Here is a 22,942-nt window from a genome sequence, read left to right as displayed (position 1 = left end):
CCCGGGTCACACCGAGGCGTGCGCCCGTCGGACCGGCCTACGCGCGTGACGCGCTCGGTCCCGCACTGCCCGGTACGCCCCTCACGGACCACCTTCGGCAACCGCTCGAACCGTCGCACCCGCGGCCCCGTGAACGTCTCCACCCATGACGGCTCAGGTCTCGACACACCGCGCATACAGGAGGAATGGCCATCTCCATGGGCTTCCACGACATGCTCCGGACCGGTCGGGCCGCTTGCCGGAGGCCGACGTCCAGGATCCGGGCGGCTTCTTCGAAGCGACCCTCCGGGACGTCCTCCCCACCCTCGCCCGGGCCACCACCCCGTCATGGCGCGGCGCGGGCCGGGGACCGGCGGAGCACGGGGGCGCGCCGAAGTACACCCGGGCCCTGGCCGGCGGTCGCGACTCCTTCCTCCGCCCGCAAGGGCGACCACAGCGACTCCGCCACCTCCGCCGAGCAGCCGACCTCCGCCTCGGCCCGTGCCGGAGCGGTCCACATCGGCGCGGCAGGCCGGGTGATGGTGGTGGTCGCCCGTCGAGCGGCGGCGGTAGAGGGCTTCGCCGCCGCCGATGCGCAGTACGCCGACCTCGCCCGCTTCCGCGAGGGACTGGAGGGTGCGGTAGTCGGCGCTGCCACTGGCGGTTCCTCCTCGTACCGGACGCGGAGGCCGTCGTGCCGACCGGTCCTTTCCCTGGACCGGTGCTTCGGCGCGGGTTCGATCCTCCCGGGAGTACGTGCCGTACCGGAGGCAAGCGGCCGAGACGGGGACGCGCACAGGAGGCCGATCCTCCAGCGGTCGGGCATCCGGACCGGCCGTTCCGCCCAGGCCGGTGGCAGGTATCTTTCGATCCGAACATCAGGCAATCGGGGTGGCATGCAGAAGACAGGTCGACGGTCGGAGGACCCGTACGGGGCCGCGGTGGGCGAAGGGGCTCCCGTGGTCGCCGACGACGGGACGCCCCTCCGCGGCTCGCCCCTGTTCCTGCCCCTGTTTTTCCTCGGGGCGGCGGTGCTTCCGGGGACGCTGGTCGTCGTCGTCGGCCTGTGGGGCGACGAACCGGCCGTGCGGGCCTGGCGGAACGTCTGCCTTTCCATCTCCGTGCAGGCGTTGCCGTTCCTGCTGCTGGGAACGGCCCTGTCCGGCGCGATCAACGCGTTCGTGCCGGCGAGGGTGTTCGACCGGGCGCTGCCCCGCAGCCCCGCGCTCGCCGTCCCGGTGGCCGGAGCGGCCGGGGTCGTGCTGCCCGGCTGCGAATGCGCGTCGATACCCGTCGCCAACAGCCTGATCGGCCGCGGTGTCACGCCGGCCGCCGCCTTCGCGTTCCTGCTGTCGGCTCCGGCCGTCAACCCGGTCGTCCTGACCACGACGGCCATCGCCTTTCCCGGCAATCCGTCCATGGTCGTGGCCCGGCTGCTCGCCTCGCTCGCCACGGCCGTCGTGATGGGCTGGCTGTGGCTCGCGCTGGGGCGGGAGAAGTGGCTGCGGCCGACCGTGCGCCACACCGGACACCGGCCGGGGCACAGCCGCTGGACGGAGTTCCGGCTCGGCTTCCAGCACGACTTCCTGCACGCGGGCGGCTTCGTCGTCGTCGGAGCCATGGCCGCGGCCACCTTCAACGTCGCCGTCCCCGACTCCGTACTCGACGCGTTCTCCGGCTCGCCCTGGCTGTCCGTGCTGTTCCTGGCCGCGCTCGCCGTCCTCCTGTCGGTGTGCTCGGAGGCCGACGCGTTCCTCGCGGCCTCGCTCACCGGCTTCTCGCCCGTCGCCCGGCTGGTGTTCATGGTGGTCGGACCGATGGTCGACCTCAAGCTGATCGCGCTCCAGGCGGGCACGTTCGGCCGCGCCTTCGCGATCCGCTTCTCCGCCGCGACGGCGGTCGTCGCCGTCCTGTGCGGCACGCTCGTCGGAGGAGTACTGCTGTGAAGCGCTCCTCGCAGACGGTCCTGCTCGTCCTCAGCGGCACCGGCCTGCTGCACATCTCGCTCCTCACCGACCTCTACCTGAGGTACGTCAAGGAGTGGATGCGTCCGGTGCTGATCGCGTCGGGGGTCCTGCTGCTCCTGCTCGGCGCGGCCGAAGCCTGGTCGCACCGCAGGCCGGGGGCGCCTCGGGACGAGGGTGGACAGGACGCGCACAAGGACCACGACGGTCACCGTCACGACCACTCCGGTGTGCCCCGGGCCGCCTGGCTGCTCCTCCTGCCCGCGCTGAGCATGCTCTTCTACGCCCCGCCGGCCCTCGGCTCCTACACCGCCTCACGGCAGACCTCCCAGCCGATCGCCGTACAGCGGGACGACTTCGAACCGCTGCCCGCGCTCTCGCCCCTTCCGCTGACGCTCGGCGACTTCACCAGCCGCGTCCGGCAGGATCCCGGACAGGCCGTCAAGGGACGCAGCATCCAGATGACCGGATTCGTCACGCCCGTCGAACGGGGCGGAGGCTGGGACCTGACCCGGCTCTTGATCAATTGCTGCTCGGCGGACGCCCAGGCGGTCAAAGTACGGATCTACGGGAGCGAGGCCCCGCCCGCCGACGCGTGGGTGACCGTCGTGGGCACCTGGCACGCGGACGGAACGCTGGGGACGGGTTCCGCCGCGGTCGCGCTCGACGCCCGTGCCGTCAGCGAGGTCGACCGTCCGACGAACTGGTACAGGGACGCCCTTCCGCTCCCCCTCCCCCGTTGACGGCGGCACCGGCCCGCGTCCCCGCAGGGCCGCCGCTCGGCCGGCGACGCGCCGAATTCCCCGCACGCCTGCGCGGCGGCCCACCAGCCGTTCCGGTCCTCGTCGGCGGCGGGCTCCTCGGAGCGTCGTTCGTGTCCGCGGGCGACCGCGGCGGCGAGTTCTCCTACGGGAGGGTCGTCCTGGAAGAGGTGGCCGGCGTTGACCAGCACCCCTCAGGGACGCGGCAGGTCGTGGACGCGTTCGTGCGCCGAGGAGAGCACCTCCGGCTCCAGGTGGTGCAGGGCGGTGGCGGAGACGACGGCGCCCCAGGCGCCGGAACGCGGAACCTCCTGCCCGTACCGGACGAGCAGGAGGTGATCCGCCCCGAGGAGGTCCGCTCCCTCCGGCTGCCGCCGCCACCGCTACCCACCGCATCGGCGGCCGTGCCGCCTGCCGCCGCCTCCGAGGTATCGCGGCGGGCACCGGAGCCCTGGTGGGCGCCGCCGCGAGGACGAGCAACCGGCCCCCACGGCGTCATGGTGTCGACGCGGTGCCCGGGGCACCTGCTCGACTGCTCCGCCGGCCGTGGCGCCCACCTCGTCGTCCAGCCGTGCACGGAGGACCGGCGGCCCGGCTACGACACCGCGCTCGTCCTCGTCGGCATCGCACCGGCCCCGTTCCTGGCGGACATCACCTGTGTCCACCGGGCGGTCCGGGTCTGGAGCGGAGGCGAGCACAGCGAGCCGCTCACCCCGGCCGAGATCGCCGTCCGCCAGGTGGAGGCGGCCGACGCGCTCGTCCTCGCGGGCACCTCGCCCGAAGACGGAAGGCAGGAGCGGGCCGCCGCACTTCTCCGCCCCCTCAACTCGCGCGCGGGGACGGTCACCCTCGACCGGGTCGTCGCCGAGCGGCCGGCGTCCGGCCGGGTCCTCACCCGCGCGCAGGCTCCCGCGCGGATGCCCGGCCGATGGGAGGCGTGGCGGGAGCCGACGGCCTCGCCGTACGCGCCTCCCGCACCGGGGCGGGGCGCCTCCACCGTCGTGTGGCGCTCCCGCCGCCCGCTGCACCCGGAGCGGCTCGCCGGCGCCCTGGGCGAGGTCATGTCCGGCGTACTGCGCAGCCGCGGCCACCTCTGGCTCGCCAGCCGCCCCGGCGCCGTCGTCACCTGGCGCTCGGCCGGCGGCCGTCCGGAGATCCGCGAGGCGGACCGCTGGCTGGAGGCCCACGCCTCACCGGAGTGGGCGGCCGCTTCGCCGCAACGCCGCACCCTGGCGTGCTGGTTCTGGGGCGACCACTACGGCGAGCGCCGCAACGAGATCGTCCTCACCGGTACGGACCGGGACGTCGGCCGCATCACCGGCGCCCTGCACGAGGCCCTGCTCGACCACGCCGGGCTGTCCCTGGGCCGTGGGAGCTGGAGACGCTTGAACGATCCGCTGCTCGGCACCACCGAAACCCACTGAAACATGCTGCCGGGCGGTAGCGCCGGCGGAAAGGCCACCACAGGGAGAAAGGCGCCGCGTCGTCACGCGGCGCCTTTCGGAAGAGGTGGAGTACGCGCTGTCGGGGAAGCCGGAGCAGCGAGAGCTCGTACTGCTCCAGCTGCGGAAGCCGTTGCGCCCCGAGGCCGGCAGTCGGTGAGAACGGTCGGGCTCGGGCACGACCGGCGCATGTCGACCTCGCTCATGTCGTTGACGATCACGGCGGCCGGGACCGGCGTCACTCCCCGGGGCGGGTCGCGGTCAGGACGAGGGCGGCCTGGTCGTCGTCGATGCCGTGGTCGCCGGTGAAGGCCCGTACGGCCCGGGTGAGGGTCTCGACGACGTGGCGGGGGCCGGTCCGGGGCGGGGCGTCGGCCAGGGCCGCGACGAGGCGGTCCTCGCCGAACTGTTCGCCGGCGGCGTCGCGGGCCTCGGTGATCCCGTCGGTGTACAGCAGCAGGCTCTCGTCCGGCCGCAGCAGGAGGCGGTGTGCGGTGAGGTGGGTCTCGGGCCCGATGCCCAGCAGGGCGCCGGGCACGTCGACGGCGCGAACGGTTCCCCGGGCGTCCAGGTGGAGGGGCATGGTGTGGCCGGCGCGGACGAGTTCGACGTCCAGGCCGTGGTCGGTGGGGGTGAGCCGGCCGTAGACGAGGGTGACGAAGCCGGTGCCGTGTCCGGCGGGCCGGTTGATCAGGGCCTGGTTGACCGCCGCGACGACGGCCTCGGGGCCGGGCAGGAGGGGAGCCACGGCGCGGGCGGTGTGACGGACCAGGGCGGTGGTGGTGGCGGCGATGGCGCCGCGCCCGCAGACGTCGCCGAGCAGGAACGCCCACCGGTCCCCCTCCAGGGGGAAGACGTCGTAGAAGTCGCCGCCGATGTCGAGTCCCTCGCCGGCGGGGTGGTAGTAGGTGGCCACCTCGGCCCCGGGCACCCGGGGCAGGTCGGGCAGGAGGAGTCCGGCCTGCAGGTCGCGGGCGAGGGCGGCGCGGTGGGTGTACTGGCGGGCGTTGCGCGCGGCCAGGGCGGCGCGCCGGGTGAGTTCCTCGGCCAGGGCGACGGCGTGTCCGTCGAAGGCGTGCTCGCCGGTGGACAGCAGGGTCACGGCGCCGAACGCCCTGCCCCGGTCGAGGAGGGGGAGGCACACGTAACCGGTGACGCCCAGCTCGCGCCAGGGGCCGGGCCCGGAGGGGGTGCGGCGGGCCACCTCGGTCACGCCGGAGGCCAGGACGCGGGCGACGGCGTCGTCGGCGGCGTCGTAGACGGGGATGTGCGAGGCCAGCAGGTCCTGCTGGTGCCGGGTGGGGGCGGCGGTGGCGACGCGGCGCACCCGGCCGCCCTCGACGACGTCGACCGCGCCCAGCGGTGCCAGTCTCGGCACGCAGGCCGTGGCCAGGCGGTTCAGCGTCTGGGGGACGTCCAGGTCGGAGGAGAGCGCGGTACTGGCGTTCAGGAGGAAGGCCAGGTCGTCGCGGGCGGCCTGTTCGCGGGCCTCCGCCGCCCGGCGTGCCTGTTCGGCCCGGTGGCGCTCGATGGCCAGGGCGGCGGTGCCGGCGAAGACCCGGGCGAGCGCGAGGTCGGCCTCCTGCGGGGTCCGCGGGGTGCGGTGGTACATCGCGAAGGTGCCCAGGAGCGAGCCGTCGCGGGCCAGGATCGGGGTGGACCAGCAGGCGGCCACGCCGGCCTTGTCGGCCAGGTCGCGGAAGTCGTCCCAGAAGGGGTCGGTGGCGATGTCGGTGACGATCACCGGCCGGCGGCGGTGCGCGGCGGTGCCGCAGGAGCCCACGCCCTCGCCCGTGGCGATGCCGTCGATGGCCCGGTTGTAGAAGTCGGGCAGGCTGGGGGCCGCGCCGTGGCGCAGACGGCCTCCGTCGGCGTCGGCGAGCAGGACCGACACCAGTACCTCTTCGGGGGCGAGGTCCTCGATGGCGCGGGCCATGCCCTCCAGGACCTCGGGCAGGGGGGCCTGGCGGGCGATCTGTTCGAGCAGTGCCCGGTGTTCGGCCGTCAGCCGCTGCGCGTGCTGGACCTGGGTGGTCTCCACCCCGATCACCCGTACGCCCATGACGTTGCCGCCGGCGTCCAGGCGGGGTTCGTAGGTGAAGTCGAAGAACGCCTCGCGGGTGTCCGCGCCCTCGCCGAGGAGCACCCGGGCGTTCCGGCCGACGTGGGCCTTCCCGGTGCGGTAGACCCGGTCGAGCAGGGCGATGAAGCCCTGGGCGACCAGCTCCGGCATGAGCTGCCCCAGCGGCACCCCGGTGCGGGTGCGCTCCGGTCCGCCGATCGCCGCGAAGAAGGCGGGGTTCGCCGTCTCCAGCATGTGCGCCGGCCCGGCCAGGGAGGCGAACACGGCCATCGACTGTCCGAACAGGGCCCGCAGATCGTCCTCCGCACCGCCGTCGGCGGCGCGTGCCGCCGGCACGCGGGCGGACCGGGACGTCCGTCGTCCTGAGGCGCCCGTCATCCGACGTTTTCCCCGCTCGGTCGTACCGGATCGTCGGTGCCCGCGGCGAGTGCGCCGTGGTCGGCCGCGTGCGCGGCCAGGGCCTCGTCGGCGTCGGCGTACAGGGAGAAGATCTGGTTGAGCCCCGTCAGGGTGAACAGGCGGTCCAGGAAGGCGGGCACCGCCGCCAGGCGCAGGACCCGGCCCTGCCCGGAGAGCTGGTTGTACAGCTTCAGCAGGGCGGTGATGCCGGTGGAGTCGCAGTACGTGAGGTGGGAGCAGTCGATCACCACCGCGCCCGTGTCCCCCGCCGTGCCCAGTTCCTCGTCGCCGGCTTCGTACAACTGCACCGCGCTGTGGAAGTCGAGGTCCCCGCGCAGCACGAATACCACTCCTCGCGTGTCCCGTCTGACGTCTACCGCGAACACCCTCAGTTCCCTCCGCATGTGGTTCCCGGCGGGAACCCGTGATAAAGCGTGATGAAGATCGGGAGAATATTACTTTCACCCCGATGTGCCCGGAATTCCGTTTCCCGGACGGTGGGTCCCGGCCTTCGTCGCCGTCGGGTTTCCGTCGGGATCGATGCGGACCCCTACCCCCTCGTCGGCGCGCCACACCGGGACTTTCGGCCCGCGCGTCAGTGGCGCGTGGTCAGGTCGGTCAGTCCGGAGATGCTCAGGACCGGGGCCAGGAGCGGGCCGGCGACGAGTTCGAGGCGGTCGGCGTGGGAGAAGAGGACGCTCAGGCCGGCGCTGTCGAGGTACTCGACGTCGGTCAGGTCGAGGACGAGGGGGCCCGGGGTGCCGTCGAGCGCGGCGGCCAGGCTGTGCGTGTTGCTCATGTCGATCTCGCCGACCGCGGTCAGCACGGCCGTGCCGTCCGGCCGCCGACCGGGCGTGAGGGTCAGGAGTGTGGTCATCAGGCGATCCTCGTGTGCATGTCGACGGTGGTTCCGGTGGGGCCCTGGGTGACGGTGACCTGCTGCATCAGGGCCCGCATCAGGGCCATGCCGCGGCCGCGGTGGGCGTTGCGCTCGGGTTGGGGCACCTTCCACCGTCCGGTGTCCGTGACGGTCAGGCGCAGGTTGTCGACGGACGCCTCGGCACGGAAGTGGACGGCGTCGCCGGGGGCGTCGCGGTGCCCGTGCTCGATGGCGTTGGCACAGGCCTCGCCCGCCGCCACGAGGATGTTCTGCGCGGTGCCGGGCGGCAGGTCGCACTGGTCGAGCCAGCCGCGCAGGGCCTTGCGGACGGGGGCGAGTTGTCCCGATTCCGCGGGGAAGGTCATCTCCAGCGGGGCCGGGTGGCGGTAGAGCAGCAGGGCGACGTCGTCGTCGTAGCCGTCGACGGGGGCCAGCCGGGACATGACGTCGGTGGCGAGGTCGTCGATCGCGGTGTCCCGGCCGTCCTGGAGGGCTTCGCCCGCCTGGTCGATGCCCGCGCTGAGCGGCCGGCGGCGGCGTTCGACGAGTCCGTCGGTGTACAGCAGCAGGGTGGAGCGGGCCGAGATGGTGCAGCTGCCCTCGGGGCGCGGAGTGCCGGGACGGACGGCCAGGGGCAGGGAGCGTCCGTCTTCGAGGAGCTGGGTGGTGCCGTCGGGACGGACCAGGATGCCCGGGGGGTGTCCGGCGCTGGAATAGGTGAGTCGTCCGGTCGCGGGGTCGAGGACCCCGCAGAAGACGGTGGTGCACATCGCGCCGGGAACACCGGCGGCGAACCGGTCCAGGGCCATGAGGGCCTGGGCCGGGCCGGCGTCCTGCAGCAGCAGGGCGCGGCAGGCGCTGCGCAGCTGGCCCATGACGCTGGCGGCCTCCAGGCCGCGGCCGACGCAGTCGCCGACGACGATCCCGATGCGGCCGTCGGGCAGGGCGACGGTGTCGTACCAGTCGCCGCCGACCTCCAGGGGCCGGGTGGCCGGCTCGTAGCGGACGGCGAAGCCGTCGGGCAGGTGGGACGGGCCGAGGATGGCGCGCTGCAGGGCGATGGCGGTCTCGCGCTGCTGGTCGATCTGGTGCGCGCGGGCCAGGCCCTGGGTCAGGCGTCCGCCCAGGAGGGACAGCAGGAGCTGGTCCTCGCCAGTGAAGGGGCGCTGTTCGTCCAGCTCGATCCGGAGGACGAGCGGGCCGTCGGGGTGCTCCAGGAGCACGGCGGCCCCGTTCCCGTCGGTGACGGGGGCGAGCTCCGGCTGCCTGCACAGGTCGGCGAGCGCGTGACGCCGCTCGGCGGACAGTCCCCTCCAGGTGAGGGAGGGGTCGGTGGTGATGAGGGCGGGATCGTCGCCCTGGCCGAAGATGACCGCGGTGACGTGCCGGGCATGCCACACCTCCTTCAGCTCCTCCAGGGCGCCGACCGTGGCGTCGGCCAGACTGGAGGCCTGGGACAGCCGGGCGCCCAGGGCGGCCAGGGCGCTCTCGCGCTGGACGGCGTAGTGCTCCGCGGTCACGTCGCGGAAGGTTCCGACGATCACGGTGCGACCGGTGTCGGGGTCCTGGACCTGGTTGAACGTGGCGGTCACCCACAGGCGGTGCCCGTCGCGGTGGGTGACGGGGATGGTGTAGCTGCCCCGTTCCTGGCCGGTCAGCGTGGCGAAGGCCTCGGCGACCTGGCGGTGGGCCTCGGGGTGGACGGCGGCGTCGGGCCACCAGGGGTGGACCGGCCGATAGGGCAGGTCCTCGGGGCCGTAACCGAGGATGCCGGTGAAGGAGGCGTTGATCTCGACGACCGCGCCCTCCTCGTCGCAGACGAAGAAGGCCTCCTGGAGCGAGTCGATCAGGGCGGTGCGCCACCGGGCGTGGTGGTTGCGCAGCCGGGCCAGCTTCACGTTGGCCTCGACCCGGGCGAGGAGTTCGGCCGCCGCGAACGGCTTGACGAGGTAGTCGTCCGCGCCCGCCCGCAGGCCCTCGATGGAGGCCTCCTGTCCGGCGCGGGCGGACAGCAGCAGGACCGGCACCGATGCGGTGCGCGGGTCGACGCGCAGCGCCCGGACCAGGTCCAGGCCGTTCAGACGGGGCATCATGACGTCGCTGACCACCACGTCGGGGGCTTCCGCGCGGATGGCGTCGAGGGCCTGTCGGCCGTCGTCGACCGCGTGGACCAGGTGGCCGGCGCCGCGCAGCAGCCGGGTGAGGTACTCGCGCATGTCGGCGTTGTCGTCGGCGATCAGCACCCGCGCCGGGGCCGTCGGGCGGGGCGGCCGCGCGGCGTCGCCGGTGTCCGCGGTGCCCGCGGTGTCCGGGGCGGCGTCGAACGCGGGGGCCGTCGCCGTGGTCCCTTCGCCCGGCAGCCAGCGCAGGGCTTCCTGGAGGAAGGGTTCGGCGGCGGGGGCCGCGTCGGCACCCGTTTCCGGCCGGACGGCGCCGGCGTCCGTCTCCGCCCCGGCCGCGTCGGTGCCCGCCTCCGGTCGGACGGCGTCGGCGGGCAGGTGGGCGGAGCCGAAGGGCAGCCGGATGGTGAAGCGGGTGCCCTCCCCCTCGTTGGAGGCGGCGGTGATGGTGCCGCCGTGGAGGCCGACCAGTTCCTTCACCAGGGCCAGGCCGATGCCGCTGCCCTCGCCGGAGCGGGAGCGGGCGTTCTCGATGCGGTGGAACCGCTCGAACAGCCGGGGCATCTCCTCGGCCGCCACGCCGATCCCGGTGTCCGCGACCGTCACCACGGCCTCGCCGTCCTCGGCGCGCACGCCCACGCGGATCGCGCCGTCGAAGGTGAACTTCAGCGCGTTGCTGAGCAGGTTGAGGATCACCTTCTCCCACATGCCGCGGTCGACGTACACCGGCTCGGGCAGGGGCGCGCAGTCGACGCGGAAGTCCAGACCGGCCTTGTCGACGGCGGAACGGAACACGCTGGCCAGCTCGCCGGTGATCGTGGCCAGGTCGACCGGTTCGTAGCTCGCCTGCATCCGGCCCGCCTCGATGCGGGAGAAGTCGAGGAGCGTGTTGACCAGCTTGCCCAGCCGCAGTCCGTTGCGGTGGACGGCCTCCAGTTCCTCCCGCACGCGCGGCTCCGCATCGGCGAGCTGCTGCTGCAGCTCCTGAACCGGCCCCATGATCAGGGTCAGCGGGGTCCGGAACTCGTGGCTGATGTTGGAGAAGAACGTCGTCTTGGCCCGGTCGAGTTCCGCGAGCTCCTCGGCGCGGCGCTGCTGCGCCTGGTAGCTGCGGGCGCTGGCGACCCCGGTGGCCACGTGCCCGGCGACCAGCTCCACGAAGCCCCGGTAGTCCTCGTCCAGGGCGCGGTAGCGGTTCAGGGCGGCCACCATGAACCCGTACGGCGTCCCGCCCTGCTGGAGCAGGGGGACGACGAGGGCCTGGGTGGGCGCCTCCTCCCACGCCCCGGAGGGCAGGTCCGTGAACGGCTCGCCGTCCAGGGGGACGAGCGCGGACTCGCCGCGGGCTGAGGCGTCCGTCGGCCACGTGGACGTGGGATCCGCGGGAAGGACCTCCGCGGCCGCCGGGTGGCCGGCCGGGATCCCGGCGGCCGAGGCGAGGCGGGCGGTGCCGTCGTCGTGGAAGAGGTAGGTCAGGGCGAAGGGCAGGTCGTGCGGGTTGCGACCGAGCTGCTCGCCGGCGAAGTCGAGCATCTCCGGCTCGGTGCGGATGACGCTGGGGTCGGACCCCAGGTCGCGCAGGGTCGCCATGCGGCGCTCGCCGATGACCCGCTCCGTGTCCTCGCTGACCACGCACAGCATGCCGACCACGGCGCCGTCGTCGTCGCGCAGCGGGCTGTAGGAGAAGGTGTGGTAGCTCTCCTCGGGGTAGCCGGAGCGCTCGACGAACAGCAGCAGCGCCTCGTCCCAGGTCGCCTCGCCGCTGGTCAGGACGGTGTCGATGCGGGGACCGATGTCATCCCAGATCTCGGACCACACCTCGCTGGACGGCCGGCCCAGGGCCCAGGGGTACTTCTGCCCCAGGGTGTCGCGCCGGTAGGCGTCGTTGCAGAAGAACGTCAGCTCCGGCCCCCAGGCCATCCACATGGCGAACTTCGACGACAGCAGAATGCTCACGGCGGTCTGCAGGCTCTGCGGCCAGTCCTGCGGCGGCCCCAGCGGCGTCGCCGCCCAGTCCACCCGGGCGAGGTCCTCACCGATCGCCTTGTCGGCGCCGAACACCCCGGTCACAGCCGTCGACGGCGTGGCGGGCCCGCCGTCCTCCGAGCGCGTCACAGACCACCCTTTCGTTCGTCTCGGCCCTCGTGCGGGGCACCGGCCGAGAATTCACCGGCGCGTTCCGTAGGATAAGACAACCGCGTGGGTGGTTGTCGTCGTGGTGGTCGACGACGGGCGGAGGGCAGTGCGGCGGCGACCGCGCCCGCGGCGGGAGCTCCCGTCCCGCCGGCCGGGCCCCGCGGCGCGCTCAGGCGCCGGGGACCTTCCAGAGGGTCGGTCTCCCGAAGAGGTCGGGGGCTCCGTCGTTCTTCCGTACGTCGGTGATCTCCATCATCGCCAGGTGGCCCTCCTGGGTGACGGTGCACAGGACCGATCCCACGGCGAAGTCCTCGTCCACCGCCTTCTCGTCCGGCTCTCCGGGCAGCGCGTCGACGTCGACCGCGCTCCTGCACGCCTCGAACGCCGTGCCGTCCGTACTGAGGCCGGTGGGGGTACGGAGGTACATGCCGTACCTGGTCGCCAGGAGGCCCGGCTGCTTGAAGGTCCATTCGGCCCGCAAGGAGTCGGTCTCGGCGGGGGCGGCCCGGGGGACGTCGAGGTCGAGGTCGGTGCAGCCCGTGGACGGGTAGCGCATGGCGAACGGCTTCCCCTCGAAGACGGGGGTGTACGCCGTTCCGTTCGGGCCGGTGCTCCCGGCGCCGTCCTTCCGGCCGTCTCCGGAGGAGGCGGGGGTCCGCTGCGCCCCGCCGGCCTCCTTGTCCTGCGGCGCCGGGCGGAACGCCCGTTCCGGTGTGCCCCGTCGTGGGGCGCAGCACGTCCGACGGGTGCCGTTCGCGCTCGGCGACGTCCGCCGCCACGGCGGCCGGGAGCCATCCGGTGAAGTCGCGCGGCGCGCGCCCGGCCGCCTCCTCGCGGAGCGCGGAGAGCTCGGCGGGCGCGGGGCGGGCCGCCGGGTCGGCGGCGAGGCAGCGTTCGGGCAGGGCCCGCAGCGGTTGCGGGTGCCCCGTCAGGTCCGGTGGCCGCACCTCCGTGTTGGCGATCCGCGCCGCGAGGGTGAGGGCTCCCGCCCTGCCGTACGGGTGCCGTCCGGCGCGCGGCGCCCGTTCCGTCCGGGCGACGAGGTCGAACTGGCGCCGGGCGTGGTCCTCACCCGCAGCGGCCGCCGCTTCCCCGCCGAGCTGGCCGGCGCCCGGCGCACGGTCGACGCGCGCACTCCCGTACCGGGGAGCGCGGCCGTCACCACCCGCCAGTACTGACGGGCCCGCCGGGGCGGGCCGCGACGGTCCGGGTCAGGCGCGGCCGCGCAGGGCGGCCTCGTATGCCTCGTCGGGGTCGAGCCGGCGCAGTTCCTCGGCGATCAGCTCGGCGGTGGAGCGGACCTTGAGGGCGAGGACCCGGTGGGGCTGGTCGGGGATGGAGAGGCGGGCCACCGGCCCTTCGGGCCGGTCGATGAGGATCTCGCCGTCCGGGGTGCCCATGCGGACGGCGGTGACCACGGGGCCGTCGGTGACGATCCGGTCGACGGGGACGCCGAGCCGGACCTCGAACCAGCGGGCGAGGAGTTCGGCGCTGGGGTTCTCCGCCTCGCTCTCGACGGCGGCGGAGGTCACGGTGAGCGGCGCCTGGTCGAGCGCGGCGGCCAGCATCGAGCGCCAGGGGGTGAGCCGCGTCCAGGCGAGGTCCGTGTCGCCGGGGGCGTACGAGGCGGCGCGGGTCTCCAGGACGGAGAGCGGGTCCTCCACCGCGTACGCGTCGGTGATGCGGCGCTGGGCGAGCGAGCCGAGCGGGTCCTTGGAGGGGACCTCGGGGGCGTCGACGGGCCACCAGACCACGACGGGCGCGTCCGGCAGGAGCAGGGGCAGGACCACGGACTCGGCGCGGGCGCAGAGTTCGCCGTGGAGCCGGAGCACGACCGTCTCGCCCGAACCGGCGTCGCTGCCGAGCCGGACCTCGGCGTCGAGCCGGGTCTCGTACCGCTCGCGCGGGGCGCGCGCGTGGCGCTTGATGACCACGAGGATGCGGGAGGGGTGTTCCCGGGAGGCCTCGTTGGCCGCCTTGACGGCGTCGTAGGCGTTCTCCTCGTCGGTCACGACGACGAGGGTGAGCACGGCGCCGACGGCGGGGGTGCCGACGTCCCTGCGGCCCTTCAGGATCGTCTTGTTGATCTCGCTGGAATTGGTGTCCGTCAGATCGATCTTCATGGCGCGGCGCCCGTCCCTTCCTCTCCGGCGAGCCTAACCCTCCCGCGCGGCGAACGCGTCCGGGTCCCCCGCGGCCCCCGCTAGGACGGCTCGGGGGCCTCTTCGGGGTCCGGCTCGGGGGCCGCCCGGCCCTGGGCGCGGCGGCCGACGACCGCGGCGGCGGCGAACGCGGTGCCGAGGAAGGCGACGGCCACCACCCAGGGCCGGTCGAGGACGTGTCCGGTGAGGTGGTCCAGGGAGTAGCGCCCGGCGCCGGTGACGCCGATCGCGGCGGCGGTGAAGCCGAGGAAGGCGGGGTACTCGTAACCGCCGCCCTGGGCGAAGAAGCCGGCCGGGGCGTGCACCGAGACGGCGCCCGCCATGGCGCCGGCCGCGGCGGCTCCGGCGGCCGGGGTGGCGAGGCCGAGGGCGAGGAGGGCGCCGCCGCCGGCCTCGCCGAGACCGGCGGCGATCGCGCTCTGCCGGCCCGGCGAGAAGCCCATCGCCTCCATCGCCCTGCTCGTGCCCTCGACGCCTCCGCCGCCGAACCAGCCGAAGAGCTTCTGCGTGCCGTGCGCGGCGAGCACGGCGCCGGTGCCGGCCCTCAGCACGAGCAGCCCGAGGTCGCGTCGGTTGGGGTGGGCCATGGGGTTCTCCAGGTGCGGGAGGGGACGCGTACGCCGTCCACTGTCGCCGTCCGCCGGGACGCGCGCCGCCCGGGGTCCGGATCCCTCCTCCATACGAGTCACCTTTTGCGGCTTTTGTCCGCTGTTGTTTTAGTGGGAGGGCTGTCGCCGTCCCGGAGACCGCCCCGAAGACCGTCGCGAGCCGCGCCCCGGAGAGCGGCCCGAGGGAAAGGGACGCGCATGCCCTCCGGGTCCGCCGGGACCGCACCCCCCACGAAAGGACGGGCCCGTCCCATGACACAGACTCACGACCGTTCCCATGAGCGCCCCCAGGACCGGGAGGCCCTGGCCGGGCCCCTCGGCATGCTGGCGGGCGCCGCCTGGCAGGCCCTCCTCGTCGCCGGCTTCGTGGCGCTGGTCCTCGGCGTCCTCGTCCTGGTCTGGCCGGGTGCCTCGCTGGTCGTGGCCGGTGTGCTCTTCGGCCTGTACCTGCTGTTCAGCGGTGTGATGCAGCTGGTCGCCGCCTTCGGCACCCATGTGAGCACCGCGCTGCGGGTCATGGCCTTCATCAGCGGCGCCCTCTCGATCCTGCTCGGTCTGCTCTGCTTCCGGGGCGCGATGCAGTCGATCCTGCTGCTCGCGCTCTGGATCGGCATCGGCTGGCTCTTCCGGGGCATCACGCAGACCGTGGCGGCGGCCTCCGACCCGGCGATGCCGGCCCGGGGGTGGCAGGTCTTCCTCGGCGTCGTCAGCGCGCTGGCCGGGGTGGTCCTCATCGTGTCCCCGCTGGAGTCGGCGGCGGTGCTCACGCTCCTCGGCGGCATCTGGCTCGTCGCCGTCGGCGCCGTCGAGGTCGTCACGGCCCTCCAGGTGCGCTCGCGCGCCAGGAAGCTGCCGCCGGGGGCCTGACGTGCTCTCACGTGCTCGAACGCCGCCTTCCGCCGTCCGTCCGGTCTCCGGGCGGGCGGCGGACTCCGTTGACGCGTGCGCTACATTTTGCCGGTCCTTGACCACCGATCCCCCGCGATCGCGCACCCTTCGGAGCCGGCATCCCATGAGCGACATCGTCAACGGTCTCGGCCGGACCAGCGCCTACGGCGCCCTCGGCGTGGTCCTGCTGATCCTCGGCATCGTGCTCGTGGACCTGCTGACCCCCGGCAAGCTCGGGCGGCAGATCTGGGAGGACCGCAACCGCAACGCCGCGATCCTGCTGAGCTCCGCGCTCCTCGGCATCGGCGGCATCGTCTTCACCTCCATCTGGACGACGTACGACGACTTCGGCAAGGGCCTCGTCTCGACCGCCGCGTTCGGTCTGCTCGGCCTGGTGCTGATGGCGGTGGCCTTCCTCGTCGTCGACCTGGTCACGCCGGGGAAGCTGGGCGCCACCCTGGTCGACCCCGAGCCGCACCCGGCGGTCTGGGTGACCGCCTCCTGCAACATCGCGGTCTCGGCGATCGTCTCGGCCTCGATCGCCTGAACCCCGGGGAGCGGGAGACGGGTTACGCGGGGTCCGTGGGCTCCGTGGGCTCCACCTCCAGGAAGCGGCGACCGCGCGGCCCCTTGTAGAGCAGGGCGTCCCAGCCGAGCCGGGCCAGGACGGGGACGCACGCGCCGAGCGCCTCCGCCTCCTCCCGCGCGGCGCCCGAGCCCGGCGGCCCCGGCCACTCCACCACGGCCGTGCCGGGCCGCTCCCCCGCCCGGACCCGGTAGCCGGTGGAGGTCCGCGCCCCGTCGGCGTCCACGGACGAGGGCGTGATCCCGCCGGACTCCAGGGCCAGGGCCACCGCCCGGACCGGCTGCCGGCGTTCCCAGTCGGCGGGCACGGCCTTCGGGTCGCCGCCCCGGCTCCGGGTCAGCCGTCTGATCTGGAGCAGCCCGTCGAGGGCGGCCCGGACCTCCCGGGAGCGCTGTTCGGCGTCGGCCGGGGGCAGGAGCGGTCCGTCGCCCGTGGCCGCCTCGAAGACGCCACCGCCGCCCCCGCCACCGCTCCCGTCTCCCCGTACCGTCACCGCAGCCGCCGGATGTCGCCGCGGACCCGGTAGAAGCCGCCCGCGGCGGGGTGCAGGGCGTCGACCACGTACCGCGCGCCGGGCTCGCGGATCGCGCGCGGGAACTGCACGTTCCACGAGGAGTCGTAGCCCCCCGAGACGACCCGCACCCGGGTCCGGCCCGACTCGCCGAAGCACTCCACGACCACCGCGCCGGCCGGGGCGTCGCTGACGACGGTCACGGCGCCGGCGGTCGTGGCCGGCTCGTACACCGGCAGCGCGGCGGCGAGCTTGACGTCCCGGGCGACCGGGACCGTGCCCCCCTGGGCGGCCGTGATCGCCGCCTCGCTCGCGTCCACGCAGACCAGCGAGCCGTCGGTGGTCACCAGGTAGAGCCGCTCGTCCCGGTACTGCATGGAGAGCGCCGAGCCGCCTCCCGTGCCGAGCTTCCACAGCCGGGTGCCGTCCTCCGCGAAGCAGTAGACGGAGGAGGACGAGTCGCCCGCGAAGACGAACCGGCCGCCCGGCGAGGTGGCGCAGGAGTACACCGGGCTGTCGCAGGAGTACACCGCCTCCACGCGCCCGTCCTTCTTCGCGAGCCGCTGCACCTTCCTGCGGCCCGTGCCCGCGTAGACCGCGGTGTCCTCCTGCCAGCCGAAGAGGACCGCGCCGTCGGTGGCCGTGTGCCACAGCTCGCCGCCGCCGTCGGGCGCGTGGGCCGCGACGCCGCGCGTGTCCCCGTAGTAGACGGCGTCGCCGTCGGCGCGGACCATCCAGGCGTGCTCGCCCTGACCGCCGCGCGCCCACTGGTGCTCGTCCTCGTGGTCGATGACGGTGAGCCGGCCGGAGCGGTCGGCGACGTGCAGGACGCCCTCGTGGATGTCGAGCCAGAAGATGTCGACGTCGGTGGCGATGTCGTACGCGGCGAAGGGGAGCTTGGACGACAGGTCGTACACCTTGCCGTCGTCGCAGCCCGCGTAGATCCAGAAGTCGTCGGCGACCAGGCACTTGACGCCGTCCGGCAGGCTGAAGCGGGCCTGGACCTCGCCGGTGCGGTCGAGCGTGAAGACGTCCCCCGCCTGATTGCCGACCCAGCAGCGCTCCTCGTCGACGTGGATGCCGAAGGCGGCCGAGCCCGTCCGGAAGCGCCAGAGGACCGGGGCGACGGCCCGCGCGGTGGAGGGCGCCGAGGTCACCGCGCGGCGCGTCACCGGGCGGGCGGCGCGCGCTCCGCGGACCGCGGGCGCGTAGCCCTTGCGGACCTTCTCCCCTATCTTCTTCGCGGCGGCTGCCCGGGCCTTCTGCGCGGTCGGGAACGCGGAGCGCTGCGTCTGTCCGTCGGTGCCGATCCGGCCGTAGCGGACCGTCACCGCGAGGTCCTCGACGGTCACTTCGTAGAACTTGTGGGCACCGCCGCCGTCCTGCGACAGCTCCAGGTAAGTCGTCGTCATGGGAAGAACGTTAGGGGCGACCACTGACAGCGCTCCTCGGCGAAGGCGGGGCCGTGGTCAGTTCCCCCGGCCGGCCGCCGCCGTGGCGTGGGCCAGCGGGTCGGCCAGGACGTCGCGGAGGACGAGGGCCGCCGCGCCCCGGGCCGCGTCGGTGGCGGCGGAGGCCGGGCGCAGACGGCCCGCGTCCGGGGTCCAGAGGCCGGAGACGACGCGGTCGGCGAGCTCCTCCGTCAGGGCGGGCGCCAGCCAGGGCATCAGGCGCGGGTAGATGCCGCCCAGGACGACGGCCTCGGGGTCCAGGAGGTTCACGGCCCCCGACAGGGCGCGGCCGAGCATGCGGCCCGCCTCCGCGAGGGCGGCGAGGGCGCGCGGTTCCCCGGCTCCGGCGCGGCGCGCCAGGTCGGGGACGCCGGTCGCCCCGGCCGAGGCGAGGAGGGCCGCCTGCCCCGCGTACTGCTCCAGGCAGCCGCGCGAGCCGCAGCGGCAGCGGGGGCCTTCGGCGTCGACGACCGTGTGCCCGATCTCGCCGGCGAATCCGTGGGCGCCGCGCAGGAGTTCGCCGTGGACGACGATCGCGCCGCCGACGCCGATCTCCCCCGTCAGGTGCAGGAAGGTGCGCACCTCGCCGAGGGCGCCGAACCACAGCTCGGCGAGGGCCGCCGAGTTGGCCTCGTTGTCGGAGGCGACGGGGAGGCCGGCGGTGGCGGGGCGCAGGGCGGTGAGGGCGTCGGCGAAGAGGCGTTCGGCGGGGACGTCGTGCCAGCCGAGGTTGGGGGCCTGCCGGACGGTTCCGCCGGAGACGAGGCCGGGCAGGGCGAGCCCGGCCCCCGCCGGGACGAGGCCGAGCCCGGCCGCCTCGTCCAGGGCCCCGGCGGCGGTACGGGCGGCCCGGGCGAGGACTTCGCCGGCCCCGGCCCCGCGGTTGTCGAGGCGTTCGGTGTGCCGGACGCGGTCGGTGCCGGTCAGGTCGGCGACGCAGGCGGTGACGTAGTCGACGTTGATCTCGACGCCGAGTCCGGCGGGGCCGGTGTCGGCCGGTTTCAGGACGGTGCCCGGCCGTCCCGCCTGCCCGCTGAAGGTCTTGCCCGACTCGACGAGGAGGCCGAGGTCGAGGAGCTGCTCGACGAGGGAGGAGACGGCGGGCCGGGTGAGTCCGACGCGGGCCGCGACGGCGGCCCGCGTGGTCTCGCCCGCCTCGTGGACGGTCCGCAGGACGAGGCTCAGGTTGTGCCGGCGCACTCCCGACTTGTCGGCCTTGGGTTCCGTGGGCTGGTTCATGGTGAGCGAGAGCCTAGTCGTCCGTTTCGTTCGTACGGCAACGGCGTCCGGGGCCCGCGTGCCTTGGGCATCGGCCGCATCCGCTGCACCCGCTGCACCCACATGCGTGCGCACACACGCACACGCACACGCACACGCACCAAAAACAGTTCGGTCACCGAACTGTTCTCCACTAGGCTCCGGCCATGACGCTTCCGCGCGACTACCGCGGCCAGACCTGTGCCCTCGCCCGCTCGTTGGAGACCGTCGGCGAGCGCTGGACGCTGCTGATCCTGCGCGACGCCTTCTACGGGGTCCGCAGGTTCGGCGAGTTCGCCGCGCATCTGGGCGTGCCCCGGGCCGTCCTCACCGACCGGCTCGCCGCCCTCACCGGGGCGGGGGTGCTGGAACGCCGCCCCGAGCCGGAGACGGGCCGCCGCGAGGTCTACGGCCTGACGCCCAAGGGCGTCGCCCTCTGGCCGGCCGTGCGCGCGCTCACCGCCTGGGGCGAGGAGTTCCACCCGGCGGAGGGCGGCCCGCGCCGCGTCTTCCGGCACGCGGGAGACGGGGCCGTACTCGATCCGGACGGGCGCTGCACGGGGTGCGGCGCGGCCGTGCCGGCCGCGGACGTCCTGGTCGCCCCCGGCCCGGGGCTCGCCCCTGCGGGCCCCGACGACGACCCGGTGACGGCGGCGCTCGCCCGGCCCCACCGGTTGCTCACCCCCCTGATCGCCCACGCGCCCGCAGGGCGCCCCACGAGAGGTTCACAACGATGAGGATCCTGGTCGTCGGCGCCGGTGCCACCGGTGGCTACTTCGGCGCCCTGCTGGCCCGCGCCGGCGAGGACGTCACCTTCCTGGTCCGCCCCGCCCGGGCCGCCGCGCTGCGCGAGCGCGGGCTGCGGGTCGTCGGGCGGGACGAGACGTGGGCCCTGCAGCCCCGCCTGGTCACGGCCGACGAGCCGGCCGGGCCGTACGACCTCGTCCTCCTCTCGGTGAAGTCCACCGGGCTCGACCGGGCGGCGGAGGACATGGCGCCGGCCGTCGGGCCGGACACCGCGATCGTTCCGCTCCTCAACGGCCTCGCCCACCTGGACGCGCTCAACACCCGCTTCGGCCCGTCGGCCGTCCTCGGCGGCGTGGCGAAGGTGGTCACCGTCCTCGACGACGCGGGGGACATCCGGCGGCTCGCCCCACTGGCCCATCTCTCCCTCGGCGAGCAGGACGGCACGGTCTCCGCGCGCGTGGAGGGGATCCGGGCGGTCCTCGAAGGGGCGGGGATCGACGCGCCGGTGCCGGGGAACGTCCTGACGGCGATGTGGCACAAGTGGGTGTTCATCACCACCTTCGGCGCCGTGACGAGCCTGATGCGCGGCACGGTCGGGGAGGTGTACGACGCACCGGGCGGCCCCGCCCTGGGCCCGGCGGTGCTCGACGAGGCGGCGGCGGTCGCCGGGGCGGCCGGGCACCCCGTACCGGAGCGGGAGCGGGCGGCGACGCTGGCCGTGGTGTCCGCTTCCGGCTCGCCGATGGTGCCGTCCCTCTACCGCGACCTGACGGCGGGCCGGCCCACGGAGGTCGAGCACCTCTTCGGCGACCTGACCGCCCGGGCCCGCGCCCTCGGCGTGGCGACGCCCCTGCTCGACCTGGCGACCCTGCACCTGCGCGTCCATCAGCGCCGGGTCACGGCTCCGGCGGTGGCGGGAGCCTGAGGCGGCCCGGAGCGGGGCCGGGTGTCCGGGGCGGGCCCGAGACGGCGGCGGCTCCTGGGCGGTGAGCCGGACGGAGATCGGCGCGTTCCTGCGGCACGAGTTGGAGCACCATTTCGGTCTCCGCCCTCAGCCGTCGGACCCGGAGGCGATGGCCGCCCGGCCGGTGTCCTGGTGGACGGCCGGTTCCGCCGACGGGACCGCCTAGTACCGGTTGTCGCCCCGGCGGTGGTAGGCGTCGCCGGCGGTCGGCATGGAGTTGTGGACGGACCGGGCGTTGAAGGAGATCCGGTCGGTCCGGGCCCGGCGGCGGGCCTCTTGCTCCTGGAGCAGGCCCTCGACCGTGTCCGTGCGGCCGGCGCCCCGGCGGTGCACGACGACGAAGGCCAGTACTCCGGCGCCGACGATGACGCCGAACAGGATGAGCAGAGCGGTCATGTGTCCCTCCCCCGTGGTTACCGGCAGGGTAACCACGGGAGTCATGACCGGGCCAGGGTGCGGGGGTGAAGTGGATCAGGTCCGTTCCGTTCCCGTCCCCGTGCTCCCGCGCCCCGTCAGCTGAGCAGGGTCGGTGCCGCGGCCGTCAGGACTCCGGCGATCCTGTCCCAGGTCTCCCCGTCGCGGGGCAGTGCGGGCAGGGTCCGGCCGGTGCCCGTGCCCCACGTGGTGGCCAGGGCGACGGGGTCGGAGCCGGTGGCGGCGCCCGCCGCGAGGGCTGCCGCGCCGAGGGCGACGAGTTCGCCGGCGGCGGGGACGACCAGGGGGCGGCCGGAGAGCCTGCGGACGGTGTCGGTCCAGGCCCGGCCGCGCGCGCCGCCCCCGATCAGGCGCAGCGGCCGGTCCCGTACGTCCGGCGCGGCCGGGTCGAGGCCGCAGGCGGCGAGGAGGTCGTCCAGGGCGCGCAGGACGGTGAAGGCGGCGCCCTCGTAGGCGGCGCCGAGGACCGCCCGGGGGTCCGTGCCGTGCCGGAGGCCGGTGACGAGTCCGGAGGCGTGCGGGAGGTCGGGGGTGCGTTCGCCGTCGAGGTACGGCAGGACGACGACCCCGCCGCCGGGTACGGCGTCCTCCCGGTCCAGGCCGAGGAGCGCGGCGAACCGGTCGACGGCGAGGGCGCAGTTGAGCGTGCAGCCGAGCGGGAGGTAGGTGCCGCCGCCGTCAGTGGCGGCGAAGCCCGCGAGTCCCGGGGCGGCGGGGCGGGCGCGGGTCGCGGCGAAGACCGTGCCGGAGGTGCCGAGGCTGACGACGGGGTGGTCGAGCAGGCCCGCGCCGCCGAGGCCGAGGCCGACGGCGGCGGCCATGTTGTCGCCGGTCCCGGCGGCGACGGCGACCGTGCGGGGCAGCCCGAGGGCCTCGGCGGCGGCCGGGACGAGGGTGCCCACGCGGGTGGCGCCGGTGGGGGCGACGGCGGGCAGCAGGGCCGGGTCGAGGCCGACGAGGTCGAGGACCTCCGGGTCGTAGGCGCCGGTGGCGGTCCCGTACCAGCAGGTTCCGGAGGCGTCGCCGGGGTCGGTCGCGGCGGTCCCCGAGAGGCGTTCGGTGAGGTGGTCGTGCGGGAGGCGGACGCCGGTGACCGCGGCGGCCCGCTCGGGTTCGCGCTCGCGCAGCCACTGCCACTTGGCGGCGGTCATGGAGGCCACGGGGACGGATCCCGTCCGGGCCGTCCAGGCCTCCGGTCCGCCGAGGCGGGCGGCGAGGGCGGCGGCCTGGGGCGCGGAGCGGGTGTCGTTCCAGAGCAGCGCGGGCCGCAGGGGGCGCCCGCCGGGGCCGAGGGTGACGAGGCCGTGCTGCTGGCCCGCGACCGCGATGCCGGTGACGGACGCGGCGGGGACGCCCGCGTCCCGTACGGCCGAGCGGACGGCGGTGACGAGCGCCGTCCACCACTCCCCCGGGTCGCTCTCGCGCGCCCCGGCGGTCCCGGTGACGGTGTGCGGGGCGCGGCCGACGGCGAGGAGTTCGCCGGTGTCGGCGTCGACGGCGGCGGCCTTGGTGGACTGCGTGGAGCTGTCCACGCCGATCACGACGGAGCGGTTCGCGGGCACGTCCTCA

Annotated in this window: 20 protein-coding genes; 8 read left to right on the top strand and 12 right to left on the bottom strand. The window is 74.8% G+C overall.

What is annotated here, in order from left to right; genetic code table 11:
* Positions 1 to 875 precede the first annotated feature (875 nt).
* From ACIP5O_RS21380 to ACIP5O_RS21370, 3 genes are all read left to right on the top strand, one after another.
* Positions 876 to 1,925: a permease gene (locus ACIP5O_RS21380; protein WP_401295522.1), complete on the top strand. Its 1,050-nt coding sequence runs from the start codon at positions 876 to 878 to the stop codon at positions 1,923 to 1,925.
* Positions 1,922 to 2,686 (top strand): TIGR03943 family putative permease subunit, encoded by a 765-nt coding sequence (locus ACIP5O_RS21375; protein WP_401295521.1) that lies wholly within the window; start codon positions 1,922 to 1,924, stop codon positions 2,684 to 2,686. The genes ACIP5O_RS21380 and ACIP5O_RS21375 overlap by 4 nt, the downstream gene beginning before the upstream one ends.
* Before the next feature lie 131 nt (positions 2,687 to 2,817).
* Positions 2,818 to 4,128: a GTP-binding protein gene (locus ACIP5O_RS21370; RefSeq protein WP_401295519.1), complete on the top strand. Its 1,311-nt coding sequence runs from the start codon at positions 2,818 to 2,820 to the stop codon at positions 4,126 to 4,128.
* Between the two features lie 256 nt (positions 4,129 to 4,384).
* On the opposite strand, the gene ACIP5O_RS21365 is transcribed toward ACIP5O_RS21370, so the two are convergent.
* The 5 genes from ACIP5O_RS21365 to ACIP5O_RS21345 form a co-directional block, all read right to left on the bottom strand.
* Positions 4,385 to 6,565 (bottom strand): SpoIIE family protein phosphatase, encoded by a 2,181-nt coding sequence (locus tag ACIP5O_RS21365; RefSeq protein ID WP_401295517.1) that lies wholly within the window; start codon positions 6,563 to 6,565, stop codon positions 4,385 to 4,387.
* A 38-nt stretch (positions 6,566 to 6,603) separates the two neighbouring features.
* Positions 6,604 to 7,032, bottom strand: a complete 429-nt coding sequence (locus tag ACIP5O_RS21360) for an STAS domain-containing protein (protein WP_401295515.1) — start codon at positions 7,030 to 7,032, stop codon at positions 6,604 to 6,606.
* A gap of 191 nt (positions 7,033 to 7,223) precedes the next feature.
* Positions 7,224 to 7,505: an STAS domain-containing protein gene (locus ACIP5O_RS21355; RefSeq protein WP_401295513.1), complete on the bottom strand. Its 282-nt coding sequence runs from the start codon at positions 7,503 to 7,505 to the stop codon at positions 7,224 to 7,226.
* The gene (locus tag ACIP5O_RS21350; RefSeq protein WP_401295511.1) at positions 7,505 to 11,743 is read right to left on the bottom strand and encodes a SpoIIE family protein phosphatase; all 4,239 of its coding nucleotides are present in this window, start codon (positions 11,741 to 11,743) and stop codon (positions 7,505 to 7,507) included. Before ACIP5O_RS21350 ends, ACIP5O_RS21355 begins: the two co-directional genes overlap by 1 nt.
* A 190-nt stretch (positions 11,744 to 11,933) precedes the next feature.
* The gene (locus tag ACIP5O_RS21345; protein ID WP_401295509.1) at positions 11,934 to 12,320 is read right to left on the bottom strand and encodes a hypothetical protein; all 387 of its coding nucleotides are present in this window, start codon (positions 12,318 to 12,320) and stop codon (positions 11,934 to 11,936) included.
* A gap of 190 nt (positions 12,321 to 12,510) precedes the next feature.
* Between ACIP5O_RS21345 and ACIP5O_RS21340 the strand changes: the two genes are divergently transcribed.
* Complete coding sequence (locus ACIP5O_RS21340; RefSeq protein WP_401295507.1) at positions 12,511 to 12,942, top strand: hypothetical protein; 432 nt, start codon at positions 12,511 to 12,513, stop codon at positions 12,940 to 12,942.
* Positions 12,943 to 12,975: 33 nt separating this feature from the next.
* Here ACIP5O_RS21340 and opcA read toward each other — a convergent pair whose 3' ends face one another.
* The gene (opcA, locus tag ACIP5O_RS21335; protein WP_401295505.1) at positions 12,976 to 13,887 is read right to left on the bottom strand and encodes a glucose-6-phosphate dehydrogenase assembly protein OpcA; all 912 of its coding nucleotides are present in this window, start codon (positions 13,885 to 13,887) and stop codon (positions 12,976 to 12,978) included.
* A gap of 80 nt (positions 13,888 to 13,967) precedes the next feature.
* Positions 13,968 to 14,513 carry a DoxX family protein gene (locus tag ACIP5O_RS21330; RefSeq protein ID WP_401295504.1) on the bottom strand — a complete coding sequence of 182 codons (546 nt, stop codon included), beginning with the start codon at positions 14,511 to 14,513 and terminating at the stop codon, positions 13,968 to 13,970.
* 273 nt (positions 14,514 to 14,786) lie between these two features.
* On the opposite strand from ACIP5O_RS21330, the gene ACIP5O_RS21325 reads away from it, so the two are divergent.
* Together ACIP5O_RS21325 and ACIP5O_RS21320 are read left to right on the top strand one after the other, a co-directional pair.
* Entirely contained in the window at positions 14,787 to 15,401 is a 615-nt protein-coding gene (locus tag ACIP5O_RS21325) for an HdeD family acid-resistance protein (RefSeq protein ID WP_401295502.1), read from the top strand.
* A 145-nt stretch (positions 15,402 to 15,546) separates the two neighbouring features.
* On the top strand, positions 15,547 to 15,969 hold the full coding sequence (locus ACIP5O_RS21320; RefSeq protein ID WP_383435150.1) for a DUF350 domain-containing protein: 423 nt from the start codon (positions 15,547 to 15,549) through the stop codon (positions 15,967 to 15,969).
* Positions 15,970 to 15,991: 22 nt separating this feature from the next.
* Here the strand turns inward: ACIP5O_RS21320 and ACIP5O_RS21315 are convergent, their stop codons facing one another.
* Genes ACIP5O_RS21315 through ACIP5O_RS21305 form a run of 3 tightly spaced genes read right to left on the bottom strand, consistent with a single transcriptional unit; the run spans position 15,992 to position 19,209 of the window.
* Positions 15,992 to 16,501 (bottom strand): hypothetical protein, encoded by a 510-nt coding sequence (locus tag ACIP5O_RS21315; RefSeq protein WP_401295500.1) that lies wholly within the window; start codon positions 16,499 to 16,501, stop codon positions 15,992 to 15,994.
* A complete protein-coding gene (locus tag ACIP5O_RS21310) occupies positions 16,498 to 17,931 on the bottom strand; it encodes a WGR domain-containing protein (RefSeq protein WP_401295498.1) in 1,434 nt (477 codons plus the stop codon). The genes ACIP5O_RS21315 and ACIP5O_RS21310 overlap by 4 nt, the downstream gene beginning before the upstream one ends.
* 57 nt (positions 17,932 to 17,988) lie before the next feature.
* Positions 17,989 to 19,209, bottom strand: coding sequence for an ROK family protein (locus ACIP5O_RS21305; RefSeq protein WP_401295496.1), 1,221 nt, complete (start codon positions 19,207 to 19,209; stop codon positions 17,989 to 17,991).
* Positions 19,210 to 19,394: 185 nt separating this feature from the next.
* Here ACIP5O_RS21305 and ACIP5O_RS21300 point away from each other — a divergent pair, with 185 nt between their 5' ends.
* Together ACIP5O_RS21300 and ACIP5O_RS21295 are read left to right on the top strand one after the other, a co-directional pair.
* A complete protein-coding gene (locus ACIP5O_RS21300) occupies positions 19,395 to 19,964 on the top strand; it encodes a winged helix-turn-helix transcriptional regulator (RefSeq protein WP_401295494.1) in 570 nt (189 codons plus the stop codon).
* Positions 19,961 to 20,899 (top strand): ketopantoate reductase family protein, encoded by a 939-nt coding sequence (locus ACIP5O_RS21295; RefSeq protein WP_401295492.1) that lies wholly within the window; start codon positions 19,961 to 19,963, stop codon positions 20,897 to 20,899. The genes ACIP5O_RS21300 and ACIP5O_RS21295 overlap by 4 nt, the downstream gene beginning before the upstream one ends.
* Positions 20,900 to 21,100: 201 nt before the next feature.
* On the opposite strand, the gene ACIP5O_RS21290 is transcribed toward ACIP5O_RS21295, so the two are convergent.
* Both ACIP5O_RS21290 and xylB read right to left on the bottom strand, forming a co-directional pair.
* Complete coding sequence (locus tag ACIP5O_RS21290; RefSeq protein WP_401295490.1) at positions 21,101 to 21,334, bottom strand: hypothetical protein; 234 nt, start codon at positions 21,332 to 21,334, stop codon at positions 21,101 to 21,103.
* Between the two features lie 116 nt (positions 21,335 to 21,450).
* Positions 21,451 to 22,935 carry a xylulokinase gene (gene xylB, locus ACIP5O_RS21285; RefSeq protein ID WP_401295488.1) on the bottom strand — a complete coding sequence of 495 codons (1,485 nt, stop codon included), beginning with the start codon at positions 22,933 to 22,935 and terminating at the stop codon, positions 21,451 to 21,453.
* Positions 22,936 to 22,942: the final 7 nt, after the last annotated feature.

The organism is Streptomyces sp. NPDC088915 (assembly GCF_044749825.1).
In the GTDB taxonomy this organism is placed as follows: domain Bacteria; phylum Actinomycetota; class Actinomycetes; order Streptomycetales; family Streptomycetaceae; genus Streptomyces.
Note: the sequence above shows the minus strand (reverse complement) of the source record. Positions and strands in the feature narration are given on the sequence as shown.